The 18,341-nt window shown below is 55.7% G+C and carries 14 protein-coding genes and 1 riboswitch; of the genes, 10 read left to right on the plus strand and 4 right to left on the minus strand.

What is annotated here, in order from left to right:
• Positions 1-213 precede the first annotated feature (213 nt).
• From leuO to Q4491_RS16675, 3 genes are all read right to left on the minus strand, one after another.
• Positions 214-1,155, minus strand: a complete 942-nt coding sequence (gene leuO / locus Q4491_RS16665) for a transcriptional regulator LeuO (RefSeq protein ID WP_303459117.1) — start codon at positions 1,153-1,155, stop codon at positions 214-216.
• Positions 1,156-1,490: 335 nt separating this feature from the next.
• Positions 1,491-2,603, minus strand: coding sequence for an MJ1255/VC2487 family glycosyltransferase (locus Q4491_RS16670; RefSeq protein WP_218383554.1), 1,113 nt, complete (start codon positions 2,601-2,603; stop codon positions 1,491-1,493).
• Complete coding sequence (locus tag Q4491_RS16675; RefSeq protein ID WP_192015429.1) at positions 2,600-3,115, minus strand: phosphatase PAP2 family protein; 516 nt, start codon at positions 3,113-3,115, stop codon at positions 2,600-2,602. The genes Q4491_RS16670 and Q4491_RS16675 overlap by 4 nt, the downstream gene beginning before the upstream one ends.
• Before the next feature lie 451 nt (positions 3,116-3,566).
• Here Q4491_RS16675 and leuA point away from each other — a divergent pair, with 451 nt between their 5' ends.
• The 8 genes from leuA (at position 3,567) to thiQ (ending at position 12,893) form a co-directional block, all read left to right on the plus strand.
• Positions 3,567-5,117 (plus strand): 2-isopropylmalate synthase, encoded by a 1,551-nt coding sequence (gene leuA / locus Q4491_RS16680; RefSeq protein WP_218383556.1) that lies wholly within the window; start codon positions 3,567-3,569, stop codon positions 5,115-5,117.
• 2 nt (positions 5,118-5,119) lie between these two features.
• Positions 5,120-6,211: a 3-isopropylmalate dehydrogenase gene (gene leuB, locus Q4491_RS16685; RefSeq protein ID WP_027251791.1), complete on the plus strand. Its 1,092-nt coding sequence runs from the start codon at positions 5,120-5,122 to the stop codon at positions 6,209-6,211.
• 26 nt (positions 6,212-6,237) lie between these two features.
• Complete coding sequence (leuC, locus tag Q4491_RS16690) at positions 6,238-7,677, plus strand: 3-isopropylmalate dehydratase large subunit (RefSeq protein WP_237793741.1); 1,440 nt, start codon at positions 6,238-6,240, stop codon at positions 7,675-7,677.
• Positions 7,678-7,694: 17 nt separating this feature from the next.
• Positions 7,695-8,297 carry a 3-isopropylmalate dehydratase small subunit gene (gene leuD, locus Q4491_RS16695; RefSeq protein ID WP_192015426.1) on the plus strand — a complete coding sequence of 201 codons (603 nt, stop codon included), beginning with the start codon at positions 7,695-7,697 and terminating at the stop codon, positions 8,295-8,297.
• A 169-nt stretch (positions 8,298-8,466) separates the two neighbouring features.
• The gene (locus tag Q4491_RS16700; protein ID WP_303459181.1) at positions 8,467-9,228 is read left to right on the plus strand and encodes a DUF547 domain-containing protein; all 762 of its coding nucleotides are present in this window, start codon (positions 8,467-8,469) and stop codon (positions 9,226-9,228) included.
• A gap of 89 nt (positions 9,229-9,317) precedes the next feature.
• Positions 9,318-9,420, plus strand: a riboswitch (TPP riboswitch).
• Between the two features lie 128 nt (positions 9,421-9,548).
• On the plus strand, positions 9,549-10,523 hold the full coding sequence (thiB, locus tag Q4491_RS16705; RefSeq protein WP_303459185.1) for a thiamine ABC transporter substrate binding subunit: 975 nt from the start codon (positions 9,549-9,551) through the stop codon (positions 10,521-10,523).
• Positions 10,524-10,571: 48 nt separating this feature from the next.
• The gene (gene thiP / locus Q4491_RS16710; RefSeq protein ID WP_303459188.1) at positions 10,572-12,164 is read left to right on the plus strand and encodes a thiamine/thiamine pyrophosphate ABC transporter permease ThiP; all 1,593 of its coding nucleotides are present in this window, start codon (positions 10,572-10,574) and stop codon (positions 12,162-12,164) included.
• Positions 12,165-12,167: 3 nt separating this feature from the next.
• The gene (gene thiQ, locus Q4491_RS16715; RefSeq protein ID WP_303459129.1) at positions 12,168-12,893 is read left to right on the plus strand and encodes a thiamine ABC transporter ATP-binding protein; all 726 of its coding nucleotides are present in this window, start codon (positions 12,168-12,170) and stop codon (positions 12,891-12,893) included.
• Positions 12,894-12,930: 37 nt separating this feature from the next.
• Here thiQ and Q4491_RS16720 read toward each other — a convergent pair whose 3' ends face one another.
• A complete protein-coding gene (locus tag Q4491_RS16720) occupies positions 12,931-14,307 on the minus strand; it encodes a PhoH family protein (protein WP_192015423.1) in 1,377 nt (458 codons plus the stop codon).
• 287 nt (positions 14,308-14,594) lie between these two features.
• Here Q4491_RS16720 and rapA point away from each other — a divergent pair, with 287 nt between their 5' ends.
• On the plus strand, positions 14,595-17,510 hold the full coding sequence (gene rapA / locus Q4491_RS16725) for an RNA polymerase-associated protein RapA (RefSeq protein ID WP_218383560.1): 2,916 nt from the start codon (positions 14,595-14,597) through the stop codon (positions 17,508-17,510).
• An 89-nt stretch (positions 17,511-17,599) separates the two neighbouring features.
• On the plus strand, positions 17,600-18,292 hold the full coding sequence (rluA, locus tag Q4491_RS16730) for a bifunctional tRNA pseudouridine(32) synthase/23S rRNA pseudouridine(746) synthase RluA (protein WP_192015421.1): 693 nt from the start codon (positions 17,600-17,602) through the stop codon (positions 18,290-18,292).
• Positions 18,293-18,341: the final 49 nt, after the last annotated feature.

The raw sequence follows: 18,341 nt of genomic DNA on the forward strand, positions 1-18,341 counted from the left end.
GTTCGCTGAAGGAGCGGAGAGTCTACTGATCGGACATCAAAAGGCAACAGAGATCATCAGAGTGACAGGCAGAATGCTGCATGGCTCTCACTCCTTAAGATGGCATAAAACAATTCGGCGACAATCCGCACTCAATTCCTGAGCCCGAAAAAAAGAAACGGCTGTTTCCCCGAAGAGAAATAGCCGTATTCAACACAGTAGACGCTGCGAGATTTAGCAGGTGACTTGATCACAGATAGCCAGTAGCTGATCGCGCAGCCACTGGTGGCCCTTATCTTTTTGCGATGAGTCATGCCAGCTCAGATAACCGCTGATGGTTTTACCTTCAAACGGCAGTGTCATCAGCTGGAGCGACAAGGTATCCGCCATGGATTGCGCCAGCCATTTTGGCATCACGGCAATCAGATCGGACTGGCCGACCACGTACATCATATTGCTCAGGCTACCGCCCTGATAGGCGGCGTGACAGCTCGGCGCCTGATGGTACACGGCCTCTGCAAACCCTCGCGCTCCCTGCACTGGCTGAAGCACAGCATGCTTTTCAGCCACGAACTCGCCGGCACTCAGCGTCCCCTGAATGCGCGGGTGGTTACCGGCGGCGACCACCACCAGCTCGTCTTTAAACAATTCAGTAGACGTGAAGCCCTGATCATCGAAACGAAGATAATCGATAACGAAATCCAGTTCCTGATAGCGCAGTTTTTGCACCATGTCACTTTCAATACCCGCTTCCAGCGCCACCTGTGCCTTGGGGGCCAGATCGCCCAGCTGACGCAGAATATGGGGGGCGAAACGGATATCCAGCGGATTACACACCGCCAGGCGGAACAAGCGGTTCGATGTTTCCGGCAGGAAAGTCGAAGACGGCAGTTCATTTTTAATAAGCTGTAGCGCCTGACGCACCGGACCAAATAATTGCTTGGCTCTGGTGGTAGGCTGGATTCCCCTTCCATGGCGAATGAACAGCTCATCGTCAAAGGTCGTTTTCAGTCGCGCGACGGCATTACTCACCGCTGGCTGAGACATACCCAGGTTATGTGCTGCTCGGGTGATGTTCTGCTCCTGCATCACCGCATCGAATACTGTCAGCAAATTCAGATCTACATTCCGCAGGCTCAAGCCCATGGAGAGATTTTCTGCTGCTTGGAAAGACATACCTCTACGCGCCATTTCTGACCTCTTCTGCGAATAATCCGGAGAGTCTTGCTCCCGCTAACCAGGGCACAACACCCTCACATACCCATTAGAAAATTGGGGGTAATCAGTATTATTCAAAAGAATGATGACACCAATACCCTGAGAGCTCCCAACCTGGTTCTAACAGTATGATATGGGTCAATATTGAACGATAGTCCAAACAAAAACAAGCAGATAAATTCGTTATAAAAATATCTAAAAAGATATAAAACAATATGACTAGAAATGAATTTCAAGCACTTAGAAGGAAGTCAGACTCCTGACGTGCCAGCCACGTCAGGAAGAGGAGGTGATCAATAAGTCCCGGTGATTAATGATCGCTTACTGGAGATCCCGGCCTCTGAGCCGAAATCCGCCACGGTTTCAAGAACAGGCTCCGGAAAGCTGACAGGTTCCCAGAGTGACTGACACAGCGCCTCCACTGATGGACGGTTTTCTTCCTGTAGCCAGCGGGCAACGGCCAGCGCCACATCCGGCCAGATAACCTGTCCCGGCGAATGGCTGTCGAGCCAGTTGCGTATCGCGGCCGCATCCAGCGAATGCATACCAACCGCCAGCCCCATCAGCTCCAGCGTTGCCACATTGCTCAGTTGCTCATACTGGCCTTGCAGCGGTTTGAGCAACAATTTCTTGCCCAATGCGATAGCTTCTGACGGCAGCTCAAAACCTCCATTAGCAATGACGCCGTCACACACGGCTAACCGCTGATGAAAGCCAGTCCTGCTCAGCGCGCAGACATGGACATTGTCTTGCTGATAGCTCTGGCGCACAGCGGGGTGATAACAATAGAAGGTCACCGCTGAAAAACGGGACAGCATCTCCAGCACCTTATCCAGCCCTTCAAACGGCAGGTATACCAGCACTGACCCGTCAGATTGCGCCGGGGAATCAGTTTGCTGAGGCACAATCGGTGGCAGGATCGGAGCGCCGAAATGGTACCAGTGCAGGCCCAGTTGTTGATCCGTCGGTGCAAAATAACGGATCAGCTTTCTGTCCAGCCAGCTTTCTCCCTCTTTCGGCACATCATACAAAAACGCGCTCTGGTGACTGAGCCCCAGACTGGGGATCCCTTGCCGGCGAGCGGCCCAGGCAGACACTGGCTCAAAATCATTGAGCACCAGATCATAACCGGACAGATCCATGGCCTTAACCTCCCGCCAGAAATCCAGCAACGAATTCTGCCTGAAGGTTTGCCATTGGTTCACCTTGCCGCGCTCTGTGATAAAAGTCAGCCCGCGGGAGGTGTGATAATCGCCGAAGCACTCCATATCAAAATAGTGTTCAGCCTGGCGGCCGGAGAAATGGAAATCGACGGTCACGCCAAGCTGGGAAAAGGCTCTGGCCATTTCCCTGGCCCGGGAAATATGGCCGTTACCGGTTCCTTGTACGCCGTAAAGTATCTTCATATCGCCCCCTTGACGACATCAAAGCACATCATGCCCAGCAAAGCGCCCGCCACAATGTCGGTAATGAAATGCACACCCAGCAGCACACGGGAGAATCCGATCAGTATCGCCCAGGGCCAGACCAGCCAGGCTGCTGCCGGGTAAAAGGTAGAAATTAACGACGCCATCAGAAAAGCAGCGGCGGTGTGTCCGGATGGCAGACTGTATTTGTCAGAAGGTTGAATAAAACTGGGTAGCTGCGCCGGACGATCTCGTTTGAAGGTGTTTTTCAACAGCAGGTAGACAGGCAATTCCAACAGAAATGCCAGTAATCCCAAGCCTAATACCTGCCCGCCCTGTTGCCGGTCAAATACCCAGGCCAGCAAGCCGAACAGTAAGTATAAAGGCCCGTCCCCGGAACGGGAGACCATCCGGCTCAGTGTCGCCACCGGCTGATTAAAACGGTGACACAGACATAAACTGGAAAAGGCGTAATCAAAGCGCTGGATAGGTACCAATACAGTCACTGCCATAGCACTATTCTCCTCTTAACCTGTGCAGCCAGATTAAGAAGCAGATATGACATGCGGGTGACGATTTCGAGGAGGGATAATGACAATCGCCGTCTTTGCGCTACCGGATGGTGCCGGCCACTGTTGCGCTATCGCCAAAAGGAGTCAGACGCCTCCGCTCTCCTATCGAAAATGCATAAAGATACAATTATCGCTTGACGCTAGTCTGTACAATTTGATATTCCTTTGGTCAACAACACAGCGGATCAAAAAAACAATGCAAACACAATTCACCCTTCTCCTCAGCCTACTCCTTCTCGTGACCAGTCGCGTGGGTAGCTGATGGGTGAAATTCACCGCTAAAAATTCAGATTAACCCGCGCCCAAGCGCGGGTTTTTCGTATAAAGGCCCGGCGTACAGGACGCGACCCAGCCATCATAGACAGGCAGGCCAACTAAAAAGGAAGCAATCATGAACGATCAGGTCATTATATTCGACACCACCTTGCGCGACGGCGAACAGGCCCTGTCCGCGAGCTTAACGGTGAAAGAGAAGCTGCAGATTGCCTACGCACTGGAGCGTCTGGGTGTAGATATCATTGAAGCTGGCTTCCCGGTGTCCTCGCCGGGCGATTTTGAGTCGGTGCAGACCATCGCCAGGCACATCAAGAACAGCCGCGTCTGTGCCTTGTCCCGTGCCGTGGCGAACGACATTGATGTCGCTGCCGAATCGTTAAAAGTTGCCGAAGCCTTCCGAATCCACACTTTCATCTCCACCTCCACCATCCATGTTCAGGACAAACTGCGCCGCAGCTACGATGATGTTATCGACATGGCGGTGGCTGCCGTTACCCGTGCCCGCAAGTATACGGACGATGTGGAGTTTTCCTGCGAAGATGCCGGCCGTACCCCGATAGATAATCTGTGCCGCATGGTCGAAGCCGCCATCAAGGCCGGTGCGACCACAGTTAACATCCCCGATACCGTAGGCTACACCCTGCCCAGCGAATTTGGCGGCATTATCAGTCAGCTGTTTAACCGGGTGCCAAACATAGACAAAGCAGTCATTTCGGTGCACTGCCACGATGATTTGGGCATGTCGGTCGCCAACTCCATGGCCGCCATTCAGGCCGGTGCCCGCCAGGTGGAGGGAACGATTAACGGGATTGGCGAACGTGCCGGCAACTGTGCGCTGGAAGAGATCGCCATGATCATCAAAACCCGCGCCGAGCTGCTGGGTGTCAGCACCAATATCAAACACGAAGAAATTTCCCGCACCAGCAAGATGGTCAGCCAGCTGTGCAACATGCCGATTCAGTCCAATAAAGCCATTGTCGGTGCCAATGCCTTCAGCCACTCGTCAGGTATCCACCAGGACGGCGTACTGAAGAACAAGAACACGTACGAGATCATGACGCCGGAATCAATCGGCCTGAAGAACCAGGCGCTGAACCTGACCAGCCGCTCCGGCCGCGCGGCCGTCAAGAGCCACATGGACAGCATGGGTTACAACGATAACGAGTACAACCTGGACACCCTGTACGCCGACTTCCTGAAGCTGGCCGACCGCAAAGGCCAGGTGTTCGATTACGATCTGGAAGCCCTGATGTACTTCGCCAACATGCGCGAGGAAGACGATTACTTCAAGCTGAACTACCTGAGCGTGCAATCGGGCAGCGTCATGGCCACCACCAGCATTAAGCTGCAGTGCGGTGACGAAGAGAAATGTGAAGCGGCAGTCGGTAATGGTCCGGTGGATGCGCTGTACCAGTGTATCTACCGCTTAACCGGCTATGAGATCGCCCTGGATAAGTTTGACCTGACCGCCAAAGGCGAAGGGGAAGACGGCCTGGGTCAGGCGGATATCATTGCCAATTACAAAGGCCGTAAATACCACGGTACCGGTCTGGCAACCGACATTGTTGAAGCATCCGGACAGGCTCTGCTGCATGTGATCAACAGCATTCACCGCGCCGAGCAAATTGCAGAAATTAAACAGAAAACAAAAATGGAGACAGTATAACCATGGCAGGTCAACGCTATAAAATTGCCGTGTTATCCGGCGACGGGATTGGTCCGGAAGTCATGCGTCAGGCACACAAAGTGCTGGACGCCATTGAAGCCCGTTTTGGCTTCACCCTGGACCGTGAAGAATATGATGTGGGTGGTATTGCCATCGACAATCACGGCTCGCCGTTACCGGACCACACTCTGAAAGGCTGTGAAGCTGCCGATGCAGTGCTGTTCGGCTCGGTGGGCGGCCCGAAATGGGAACACCTGCCTGCCAATGAACAACCGGAACGCGGTGCGCTGTTGCCGCTGCGTAAACACTTTCAGCTGTTCTGTAACCTGCGACCAGCGCAGATCCACAATGGTCTGGAAGCCTTTTCTCCATTGCGTGCCGACATCTCCGAGCGTGGTTTTGACATAGTAGTGGTGCGTGAGCTGACCGGCGGCATCTACTTCGGTCAGCCAAAAGGCCGCGAAGGGGAAGGCGCGATGGAAAAGGCCTATGATACCGAGATCTATCATCGCTATGAAATCGAGCGTATCGCCCGTATCGCCTTTGAATCTGCCCGTCTGCGCCGCAAGAAAGTCTGCTCCATCGACAAAGCCAACGTGCTGCAAAGCTCTATCCTGTGGCGCGAAGTGGTGGAAGGTATCGCCAAAGATTACCCGGATGTCGAACTTAGCCACATGTATATAGACAACGCCACCATGCAGCTGATCAAAGATCCGTCGCAGTTTGACGTCATGCTGTGTTCCAACATCTTCGGTGACATTATTTCCGACGAATGCGCCATGATCACCGGCTCTATGGGCATGCTGCCTTCGGCCAGCCTGAACCAGGACAAGTTCGGCATGTATGAGCCGGCAGGCGGTTCAGCGCCGGATATCGCCGGTAAAAACATCGCCAACCCGGTGGCACAAATCCTGTCGGCGGCCCTGATGCTGCGCTACAGTCTGGAACAAGAAGAAGCGGCACGCGCCATTGAGCAAGCCGTCTCCCAGGCACTGGAAGCCGGTGAGCTGACCGCCGATCTGGCCGGCAGCCGCCCAGCCCTGTCTACCGACGCCATGGGCGATAAAATCGCCGCCTACATCCGCCAGGCGTAAGCCGAACGACGAGGAGCAAACGAGCAATGTCAAACACAACACACACAGCCAAAACGCTGTACGAAAAAGTCTATGATGCCCACGTCGTGGTAGCCGCCGAAGGTGAAAACCCGATCCTGTATATCGACCGCCATCTGGTGCACGAAGTCACTTCGCCGCAGGCCTTTGACGGTTTGCGTGAAAAAGGCCGTCAGGTTCGCCAGACCGGCAAGACCTTCGCCACTATGGACCACAACGTCTCGACGCAGACCAAAGACATCAATGCATCGGGTGAGATGGCCCGTATCCAGATGGAAACCCTGGCTAAGAACTGTAAAGATTTTGGCGTCACCCTGTATGATCTGAACCATAAATATCAGGGCATAGTCCATGTCATGGGGCCTGAGCTGGGTATTACCCTGCCGGGCATGACTATCGTGTGTGGCGATTCCCACACCGCCACCCATGGGGCGTTCGGCGCGCTGGCCTTCGGTATCGGTACGTCTGAGGTTGAGCACGTTCTGGCCACCCAGACCCTGAAACAAGCCCGCGCCAAAACCATGAAAATTGAAGTCAGAGGCAAAGTGGCCCCTGGCATCACAGCCAAAGACATCATTCTGGCGATCATCGGCAAAACCACAGCCGCCGGCGGTACCGGCTATGTAGTGGAATTCTGTGGCGAAGCTATCACGGATCTGAGCATGGAAGGCCGGATGACGGTCTGTAACATGGCGATTGAGCTGGGTGCCAAAGCGGGCCTGATCGCACCGGATCAGACCACCTTTGATTACATCCAGGGCCGTAACTTTGCCCCGACCGGCGCCGACTTTGAAGCTGCCGTTGCATACTGGCAGACAATGAAATCCGATCCCGATGCACAGTTCGACCATGTGGTGACCCTGGATGCCAAAGACATCAAACCCCAGGTCACCTGGGGCACCAACCCGGGTCAGGTGATTGCCATTGATGAGCCGATCCCTGCACCGGACAGCTTCAGCGATGCGGTTGAGCGATCTTCTGCCGCCAAAGCACTGGCTTACATGGGTCTGGAAGCGGGTAAAAAACTGGCGGATTTCCCGATTGATAAAGTCTTCATCGGTTCTTGCACCAACTCACGTATTGAAGATATGCGAGCGGCCGCCGCTGTCGCCAAAGGCCGCAAAGTGGCCCCCAATGTTCAGGCGCTGGTGGTTCCCGGTTCTGAGCAGGTCAAAGCGCAGGCCGAGCAGGAAGGGCTGGACAAGATCTTCATCGAAGCCGGTTTTGAATGGCGACTGCCTGGCTGCTCTATGTGTCTGGCGATGAACAACGACCGCTTAGGTCCGGGTGAGCGCTGCGCTTCGACCAGTAACCGTAACTTTGAAGGCCGTCAGGGCCGCGATGGCCGCACCCATCTGGTCAGCCCGGCGATGGCCGCCGCCGCTGCCTGTGCCGGCCACTTCGTCGACATCCGCGAGCTGGACAAAGCCACCGTCGCCACCGCCTAATTTAAGAGGGAACAACCATGGCAGGAATCAAACAACACACAGGACTGGTGGTGCCGCTGGATGCCGCGAACGTCGACACTGACGCCATCATTCCAAAGCAGTTTTTGCAGAAAGTAAACCGTACCGGTTTCGGTAAGCACCTGTTTCACGACTGGCGCTTTCTTGATGACGCCGGCGAACAGCCTAATCCTGAGTTCGTTCTGAACCACCCGCGCTATCAGGGTGCCAGTATCCTGCTGGCCCGTGAAAACTTCGGCTGTGGTTCATCACGCGAGCACGCGCCCTGGGCGCTGGCTGACTACGGTATCAACATCATCATTGCGCCGAGCTTTGCCGATATTTTCTATGGCAACGCGATCAACAACCAGATGGTACCTGTGCGCCTGACAGATGCCGAAGTTGATGAGATCTTCCAGTTTGTCGACGCCAACCAGGGCGCCGAAGTGACAGTAGATCTGGTAAGCATGACGGTCAGCGCCAACGGCAAGTCCTACAGCTTCGAGATTGACGAGTTCCGCCGCCACTGCCTGCTGAACGGTCTGGACAACATCGGCCTGACCCTGCAGCACGAAGATAAAATCGCTGAATATGAAAGTAAGATCCCGGCCTTTCTGGCCTGATCTATACTGTCATTGCTGACTGGCTCAGACACCCTGCTCCGGCAGGGTGTTTTGTTAAGCGCCTGCACCGGAAAGAAACACCCTCTTGCTTCGGTCTGTTGAATATCAATCTTTTTACAGAGGTGTTCACATGTATCCGCTACGCCAAACCCTGACCGTCTTGATCCTGATGACATTGCTCAGCCTGTCTTCAGCGGCACTGGCCGCCCCCAAAGCCGATCTCTGGCCTTTGTGGCAAGCCAGCAACCCCAGCAATACCGCAAAAATTGACCACACTCTCTGGCAGGGCCTGCTCAACGACTACCTGCTGGTCGCCCCCAAACAGACCCGCTTTCGTTATGCCGCGGTCAGCCAGCAGGATAAAGCGGCTCTGGCACGCTATCTGAGTGAACTCGCCGCGCTGGATCCGCGCCGCTACAACCGCAATGAACAATTTGCCTACTGGGTAAACCTGTATAACGCTCTGACCGTCAGAGTGATTCTGGACAACTATCCGGTCAGCTCGATCACCAAACTCGGCGGCATATTCAACTTCGGTCCCTGGGATGAAAAACTGATCACTATCCGCGGACAAAAATTGTCGCTCAATGATATTGAACACAGGATCCTGCGCCCTATCTGGCAGGACGAGCGTATTCACTATGTGGTGAACTGTGCCAGCTTGGGCTGCCCGGATCTGCTCCCTGAGGTCATGCAGGCCGATAAGCTGAACGAGCAGCTGGATGAAGCTGCCAAGCGCTTTATCAACAGCGAAAAAGGGGTTGATGTGCGCGGCCAGAGTGTCCGTCTGTCGTCGATTTATGACTGGTATCAGAGTGATTTCGGTACTCTGGCTGAGCTGCAAAAGCATCTGAACACTTACCTCAGTCAGCCAGTGACGCTGGTATCGCCCAGTTACGATTACGACTGGCGGCTCAATGAGATCAAATAGCCTCGCCTGACAATTTAACTTGCAGCTCAGGAATCACAGCCAGCCGCAATTGTGGCTGGCAACCTGTGTCGGCCGCGTTTACAATGAGAGCCGTTCTCATGGGGAGCCTTAGGGCTGAGATCGTACTGCGTACGGGACCCATTGAACCTGAACCAGATCATGCTGGCGGAGGAATTGAGAAAAACTGAGAGACAAGAAAGCACACCTTTATCCCCGGTTCGTGCCTTTCCGGAAACCTTCCCTCTCACTCAACCCCGCGCCTTGAAGAAATCGGAATTCCCTGTCTTACAGGAACTCAGGAGCGCTTTGTGAAACACCTACTGTTAACCTTACCCCTGCTGGCTGCCGCCACGTCTGCCGCCGCCGCTCAACCGACCTTGACGGTTTACACCTACAGCTCTTTTACCGCAGATTGGGGACCGGGTCCGGCCATCGAAACCGAGTTTGAGAAAGAGTGCGGCTGCGATCTGCAGTTTGTCGCCCTGGACGATGGTGTATCCATCCTCAACCGTGTCCGTCTGGAAGGCAAAAGCAGCAAAGCCGACCTGCTGTTAGGGCTGGATAACAACCTGATGACGGAAGCCAAAAAAACCGGGCTGCTGACCACTCACCAGGTGGATACCGCGGCGGTCACTATTCCGGGCGGCTGGCAAGATGACACCTTTGTCCCTTTCGATTACGGTTACTTCGCTTTCATTTATGACAGCAAGAAACTGAATAACCCGCCAGACAGCCTGAAAGCGCTGGTTGAGCGCGACGATCTGACGATGATTTACCAGGATCCCCGCACCTCAACGCCGGGACAGGGTCTGATGCTGTGGGTGAAATCTGTCTATGGTGACCAAGCCGCCACTGCCTGGCAGCAACTGGCGAAAAAAACCGTGACTGTGACCAAAGGCTGGTCAGAGGCTTACAGCATGTTCCTTAACGGCGAAGCCGATCTGGTGCTCTCTTACACCACATCACCGGCCTACCACCTGATTGCCGAACAAGAAGACAAGTACAAAGCCGCCAACTTCAGCGAAGGCCACTATATGCAGGTGGAAGTTGCCGCTAAGCTCAAAAACAGCCGCAACAGTGAGCTGGCCGAGCAGTTTCTTAACTTCATCCTGACGCCGGGCTTCCAGTCACACATTCCAACGGGCAACTGGATGTATCCGGTCACCGGCCAGGAGCTGCCTGAAGGGTTCAGCAGCCTGACCTTGCCTGCCAAATCGCTGGAATTTTCCGCCGATGAAGTCGCGAAAGAGCGTAAAAGCTGGATTCGCGAGTGGCAGACGGCCCTGACCCAGTAATTCAACTGTAGTGCAATAGGACAGCTCTTGTTACTCTCCCGTTCCAGCCTGCCCGGCCTGTTAAGCGCCGGGCTGATACTGCTTGTGGTCGGCGGGGCGCTCAGCGCGCTGCTGAGTCAGGCCACCGAACTGCAACCGCTCAGCTTGTGGCAGGATCCTTACCTGCGTCATGTCACGGCCTTCAGCTTTCAACAGGCCCTGTTATCGACCCTGCTCAGTGTGATTCCGGCGATCCCTGTCGCTTACGCTCTGTCGCGGCGCCGTTTTCCGGGCCGGACTGTATTACTCAGGTTGTTTGCCATGACGGTGGTACTGCCGGTACTGGTGGCGGTGTTTGGTTTGCTGGCTATCTATGGCAACAGCGGTTTGCTGGCACAAGCACTGGCAAGGCTGGACATGACCCTGCCGTTCAGCATCTACGGTCTGAACGGCATTCTGCTCGCTCATGTCTTTCTCAACCTGCCGCTGGCGAGCCGGTTGCTGTTGCAAAGCCTGGAAAGTATTCCGGCCGAACAGCATCAGCTTGCGGCCCACCTGGGCATGAAAGGCTGGCCACTGTTCCGGCTGGTTGCCTGGCCGCGGCTGCATCAGCAACTGCCTCAGATCGCCGGGCTGGTGTTCATGCTGTGCTTTACCAGCTTTGCGGTGATTATGTCGCTGGGCGGCGGCCCGAAAGCCACCACGATAGAGCTGGCGATCTATCAGGCGCTGAGATACGACTTTGATTTAGCCGCTGGTGCCATGCTGGCGTTATGGCAGATGCTGCTGTGTTGCTCGCTGGTGCTGCTCGGCCAGCGCTTTGCCAGACCGCTGTCCACGCTCAGCGGCCGGGTTCGCCAGGGGCATCCGAATTATCTCGACAGTCGCACAGCAAGGGTATGGGACGGATGCTGGATTGGCTTAGTACTGCTGCTGGTACTGCCGCCTATGCTGGCAGTACTGAGCGCCGGGCTCAATGACCAGCTGCCACAGCTGCTGAGCACCCCCGCCCTGTGGCAGGCGATCAGCCATTCATTGCAAATCGCGCTGCTGGCCTGCCTGCTGGCACTGATCAGCGGTATCGCCATACTCTGTGCCAGCCGTTACTGGCGGCTGCAGCGCTACCGCCTCTCTGCCGACGGGCTGGAGCTGATCGGTACCATTATTCTGGTCACACCCGGGCTGGTGATCAGCACAGGTCTGTTTCTGCTGCTGCGCGAATTCACCGACGTCTTTGCCTCGGCCTTCTGGGTGGTAGTGGCCGTCAATGCCCTGATGGCACTGCCTTATGTCATCAAAACCCTGAGCCAGCCGATGTTGCATCTCGCGCAGCAATACAACCCGCTGTGCCAGAGTTTGGGCATGCGCGGCCTGTCGCGCCTGTATCTGGTGGAATGGCGGGCACTGCGCAAACCTATGGCCCAGGCGATGGCGATCAGCTTCGTGTTGTCACTGGGCGATCTGGGTGCCATTGCGCTGTTCGGCAGCCAGGATTTTCAGACCCTGCCCCTGTACCTGTTCCAGCTGATGGACAGCTATCAGATGGATGCTGCCGCCGTTGCCGCCCTGCTGCTGCTCTTGCTCAGCCTGGGTATTTTCACTGTGGTGGAAAGCCTGTTATTGTCCCGACATCCCTCGTCTGACCGCACTGCTAACGGATAACTTATGATCTCACCTATGCTCGCTTTATCTCAACTGAGCCATTGCTACCGTCACCATAATCAGGAGTCTATGCAGCTCAGCTTTGATTTGTCGGTCGCGCAGGGAGATATTCTGGCGGTGATCGGCCCCAGCGGGGCGGGCAAAAGTACCCTGCTGGCGATGATCGCCGGTTTTCTCAAGCCGGACAGCGGCGAACTGAGGATCAACGGTGAAGTGATCGACAGGCAGAATCCGGCCGAGCGGCCGCTGTCGATCCTGTTTCAGGATCACAACCTGTTTCCGCATCTGAGCGTGTTTGACAATATTGCTCTGGGTATCCATCCCGGGCTGCGCCTCAGCACCGCTGATCAGGCTCAGGTCAAAGATGCGGCAGCGCGGGTCGGCATCGCTCATTATCTGGATCGCCTGCCTGAGCAGCTGTCCGGCGGCCAGAAACAGCGGGTGGCCGTGGCACGCTGCCTGGTCAGACACCGCCCTCTGCTGTTACTCGATGAGCCGTTTTCCGCACTGGATCCGGCGCTGCGGCAGGAAATGCTGGATCTGATCGCCAGTCTGGCCAAGGAAGCCGGGATCACTGTGCTGATGATCACCCACAGTCCGGACGATGCGCTAAAGATTGCCGATCACTGTGCCTTTGTCGAGCAGGGTGAAATCCGGGTATGCGGCCCCACCCAGCAAGTGCTGGGGGAGCCGGAAGATGAAAGATTAAGGAAGTACCTCGGGCGATGAATGCTTAAGATCCGCTCAGCGGATCCCGCCCAGTGAATTACAGATTTTCTTCAGCAAATTCCGCCAGACGGCTGCGCACCACACCATTGAGGTAAATGTTGGCGCTGCCCTCGAAATTCTTAAATCGTTCAACGATATAGGTTAAGCCTGATGTCACAGGCGACAGGTAAGTGGAATCGATCTGCGCCAGATTACCGGAACAGACCAGCTTAGTGCCCTCACCACAGCGGGTGATGATGGTCTTGATTTGCGACGCGGTCAGGTTCTGACACTCATCCAGCAACACGAAAGCGTTCTGGATAGAGCGGCCGCGCATAAAGTTAATCGATTTGAACTGGATATTGGCTTTTTCGAAAATATATTTCATCGAACCGTCAGTGCAGACATCGTGCTTATGCAAGGCCTCCATGGTGTCTGTCACTGCCGCCAGCCAGGGCATCATTTTCTCTTCTTCCGTGCCCGGCAGGAAACCGATAGATTCAGCAATGTCCGGGGTATTGCGGGTAACAATGATCTTGTCGTACATGCCTTTTTCTATCACCAGCTCCAGTGCGGCGGCCATCGCGAGGATCGTTTTACCACACCCGGCCGGGCCGGTCAGGATCACCAGATCGATATCAGGATCGAGCAGCGCGTCCATCGCCATTCCCTGATAAATGTTCTTCGGATGAATACCCCATGCCTGGCGGTGCATCAGGCGCTCATGCCCCAGATCTTTCAGGGTGACCATTTCCCCGTCCAGACTCTGGATCCGGGCAGCGAAATCGGTATCTTCATCAATCAGGTACTGGTTGACGAAAGGCGAATCAAACAGCTCTTGCGGCAGCGTATGCAAGGTCGAACGGCCGCGTTTTTCAGAATGGCACTCACCCACACGCTCCCAGAAACTGGCCGGATAGCGGTGGAACCCTTTGGTCAGCAGGCTGACATCATCAATCAGCTGATCTGACCGGTAATCGTCGACGTAAAACACCCCGGCGCCTTTGGCACGCAGGCGCATATTGATGTCTTTAGTGATCAGCACCACCTTGCGCGGCGCATAATGATTCTGGAGGTAGAGCACCCCATTGAGAATACGGTTGTCACCGGCCTTGTCGGCAAAGGCATGCACAGTTTCGTGGATTTCGTAATCGGCGAAAATCGCGATACGGCCTTTGTGATCACCTTGCTCAGTCAGGGGGATCCCGGCTGAGATTTGTTCCGGCGTGGCATCGTGGAAGATATCTTCGAGGGCGCGGATAGCAACACGTGCATCGCGGGCAACGTCGCGTTTGCTGTCTTTGATCCGGTCGAGTTCTTCCAGGACCGTCATGGGAATCACTACGTCGTGCTCTTTGAAAGAGTAGATGGCGAGGGGTTCATGTAACAGGATGTTGGTATCAAGTACAAAGACTTTCCTATCAGCATCGTCCATAGACGTCTCCTTGTTCACCTGAAATAGCCATTGGCAAAGGCTATCATTAATAAGCCTAAACCCGCTTTTCATTAATGACCGCAAAAAATGAAAATATTGTGACAATTTTCTCACTTGATGGGTCCATCACTTAGCCCGTGACCTGGCTCCCATCATGCAGTACCATTAGCCCCCTTTTTTGCCGGCGCCATTTGTGGCTTACACTTAATTTCAGTGTAGTTGATTTATTCATCGTCGCCGGGATCCAATTCTCCTTGATTTCAAATATTTAGAAGGTTTTTTCCACTATGCCATTTGCTTTGGGTCAACGCTGGATCAGTGACACGGAAAGTGATTTAGGGTTAGGAACTGTGGTCGCCATGGATGCGCGTACTGTCACCCTTATGTTTGCCGCCAGCGAAGAGAATCGCGTGTATGCCCGCCATGATGCCCCTGTCACCCGCGTGATGTTCAACGCCGGTGATGTGACTGAGAGTCAGGAAGGCTGGTCGCTCAGGGTCGAGCAAGTGGAAGAACAACAAGGGGTGCTGACCTATGTCGGCACCCGTACCGATACCGGGGAAGAAAATGTATCGTTGCGCGAAATCTTCCTCAGCAACCAGATTCGTTTTAACAAGCCGCAGGACAAGCTGTTCGCCGGTCAGATTGACCGCATGGACCGTTTCGCCCTGCGCTACCGTGCCCTGAAAAACCAGCACCAGCAGCACAAGAGTCCGCTGCGCGGCTTGTGCGGGATGCGTGCCGGCCTGATCCCGCACCAGCTGTTCATCGCCCATGAAGTGGGCCGCCGTTTTGCCCCCCGTGTCCTGCTGGCCGACGAAGTGGGCCTGGGTAAAACCATTGAAGCCGGGATGATCATCCACCAGCAGGTGCTGGCGGGACGCGCTGAGCGTATTCTGATCCTGGTGCCGGAAACCCTGCAGCATCAGTGGCTGGTTGAGATGATGCGCCGCTTCAACCTGTATTTTTCTATCTTCGATGAAGAGCGCTGTGTCGAGGCCATTGCCGATGCGGCCAATCCGTTTGATACCGCGCAATACGTGCTGTGCTCACTGGATTTTCTGCGCAAGAGCCGCCGCCGTTTCGAACAGGCGCTGGACGCCGACTGGGATCTGCTGGTAGTCGATGAAGCCCACCACCTGGTGTGGAGTGAAGAGGCGCCAAGCCGTGAGTACCAGGTGGTGGAAGCCCTGGCCGAGAAAACCCCGGGCTGCCTGCTGCTGACGGCCACGCCGGATCAGCTGGGCCATCAGAGCCACTTCGCCCGCCTGCGCCTGCTCGACCCGGATCGCTTCTACGACTACGATGCCTTTCTCGATGAAGAGCGCCAGTACGCCCCGGTCGCCGATGCCGTGTCAGACCTGCTGGCCGGCAAAAAACTGGACGACGACAGCCGCGCGACACTGATCAATCTGCTGCCAGAGCAGGACATTGCCCCGCTGCTGGACACACTGACCACGCAGGGCGACGAACACGCCCAGCATGCCGCGCGACAGGAGCTGGTCGACAACCTGATGGACCGCCACGGTACCGGTCGCGTGCTGTTCCGTAACACCCGTGCAGCGGTGCAGGGCTTTCCTCAGCGTCACCTCAATCTGTACCCGCTGGCGATGCCGTCTCAGTACAGCACGGCCATGCGTGTCGCCGGCATGATGATGGGGAAAATCAGCGAAGAAGAAAAAGTGCTCAAGCTGCTGTACCCGGAAGATATTTATCAGGAATTTGAAGGCGAATCGGCCACCTGGTGGAACTTCGACCCGCGGGTGAGCTGGCTGCTGGATTTCCTCAAAGCCAACCGCAATGAAAAAGTGCTGGTGATCTGCTCCCGCGCGCAAACCGCGCTCAATCTGGAGCAGGCACTGCGCGAAAAAGAAGGCATCCGGGCCACTGTGTTCCACGAAGGCATGTCAATTCTCGACCGCGACAAAGCGGCCGCTTACTTCGCTCAGACAGAAGACGGCGCGCAGGTGCTGCTGTGCTCGGAAATCGGCTCTGAAGGCCGCAATTTCCAGTTTGCCAACCAGCTGGTAATGTTCGACCTGCCGAACAACCCGGATCTGCTGGAACAGCGTATCGGCCGTCTGGACCGCATCGGCCAGCAAAGGGATATCGAGATCCATGTGCCGCACCTGCAGGGCACCTCGCAAGCGCTGCTGGCGCACTGGTATAACGAGGGCCTCAATGCCTTTGAAGAAACCTGCCCGACAGGCCGTGCTGTGTATGAAGCCATTCAGCCGCAGTTGATCACTCTGCTGGCCAGTGAAAACCATAGCGCTGAGGCGCTGGACTCGCTGATTGCCGACAGCGCCCGCATGCACACTGAGCTGAAGAGCAAAATGGAACAGGGCCGCGACCGTCTGCTGGAGATCCATTCCAACGGTGGCGATGCCGCCCGTGAGCTGGTCGAGCAGATTGCCGCCAAAGACGGCGATACCAATCTGGTGACCTTCGCGCTGGGGCTGTTTGACACTGTGGGCCTCAATCAGGATGACAGAGGCGAAAATGCCCTGGTTATCACCCCGTCTGAGCACATGCTGGTATCGAGTTTCCCGGGTTTGCCGCAGGATGGCTGCACCATTACCTTTGACCGTGATACCGCGCTGTCGCGTGAAGACATGCACTTTATCAGCTGGGAACACCCTATGATTCAGGGCGGGATTGATCTGCTGCTGTCGGAAGGTGTCGGCACCACTGCGGTGTCTTTGCTCAAGAACAAGGCACTGCCCGCCGGCACACTGTTGCTGGAGCTGGTGTACGTGGTCGATGCCCAGGCACCGAAACAATCCGGCATCGGCCGCTTCCTGCCGCACACGCCTATCCGTATCCTGCTGGATGCCAAAGGCAATAATCTGTCGGATAAAGTCGAGTTCGAAGGCTTCAACCGCCAGCTGAGTCCGGTCAACCGTCATCTGGGCAGCAAACTGGTGAATTCGGTCCAGAGAGACATCCATGCCCTGATTGCCGCTGGCGATCAGCTGATCGAACCTGAGCTGGCCAAAGTGCGCCAGGCCGCGCAACAGGATATGGAAAACACCTTAGGGGCAGAGCTGGCCCGTCTGCAGGCCCTGAAGTCCGTTAACCCTAACATCCGGGACGATGAGCTGGAGTTGCTGCAAAGCCAGATTCAGGATCTGACCGCTTACATCAGCAAAGCCCAGATTCAGCTCGATTCGCTGCGTGTCATCGCCGTCAGCCATAACTGATACGGCAATATCCGGGCGGTAGGTACTCCCTGCCGCCCTGTGTTACCATTTCGCCGCTGCCTGTGCGTACAACCTGAGATAGCCCGAACATGAACCCCTTACCACCGCTGGACTATAACCCGCCTACCGATCCCTGGCTGGATGTTCTGTATGTCGACCGCGATATCATAGCCGTCAACAAGCCTTCCGGTTTGCTGTCAAATCCCGGCCGCGATCCGGCTCATGCCGACAGCGTGTTTAACCGCGTGCTGGCCGAGCATCCCAAAGCGCAGATTGTGCATCGTCTGGACATGGCCACTTCCGGCCTGATCATACTGTCGCTCAACAAGGATGCCGAACGGCACCTCAAAGCCCAGTTCCGTGATCGTCAGACCGAAAAAGTCTATTACGCCCGGGTCTGGGGCACGCCAGAGCAGCCAAGCGGCACCATAGATCTGCCGCTGATTTGCGACTGGCCCAACCGCCCGATACAGAAAGTCTGCTTTAACGACGGCAAACCCTCGGTGACCCATTATGAGGTGATTGCCAGTGACGGCCAGAGCAGCTTAGTCAGACTGCGCCCGGTCACAGGACGATCTCATCAGCTTCGCGTTCACATGCTGGCGCTGGGCCACCCGATCCTGGGCGATGGTTTCTATGCCCACGATCAGGCCAAAGCACTGGCCCCCCGCCTGCAACTGCACGCGGCGGAACTGAGCTTTTTCCACCCCTACAGCAACGAAGCACGTCATGTGTTCGCACCGTGCGAATTCTATTCCGACGCGCCCGAGCGGACGCTGTAAAGTACAACCGGCCTTAGCTGCCGACCTCTGAGTCGGCAGACTTGTTTGC

Origin of the sequence: Photobacterium sp. 2_MG-2023, assembly GCF_030547675.1 — a bacterium.
Taxonomy (GTDB): Bacteria; Pseudomonadota; Gammaproteobacteria; order Enterobacterales; family Vibrionaceae; genus Photobacterium; species Photobacterium arenosum.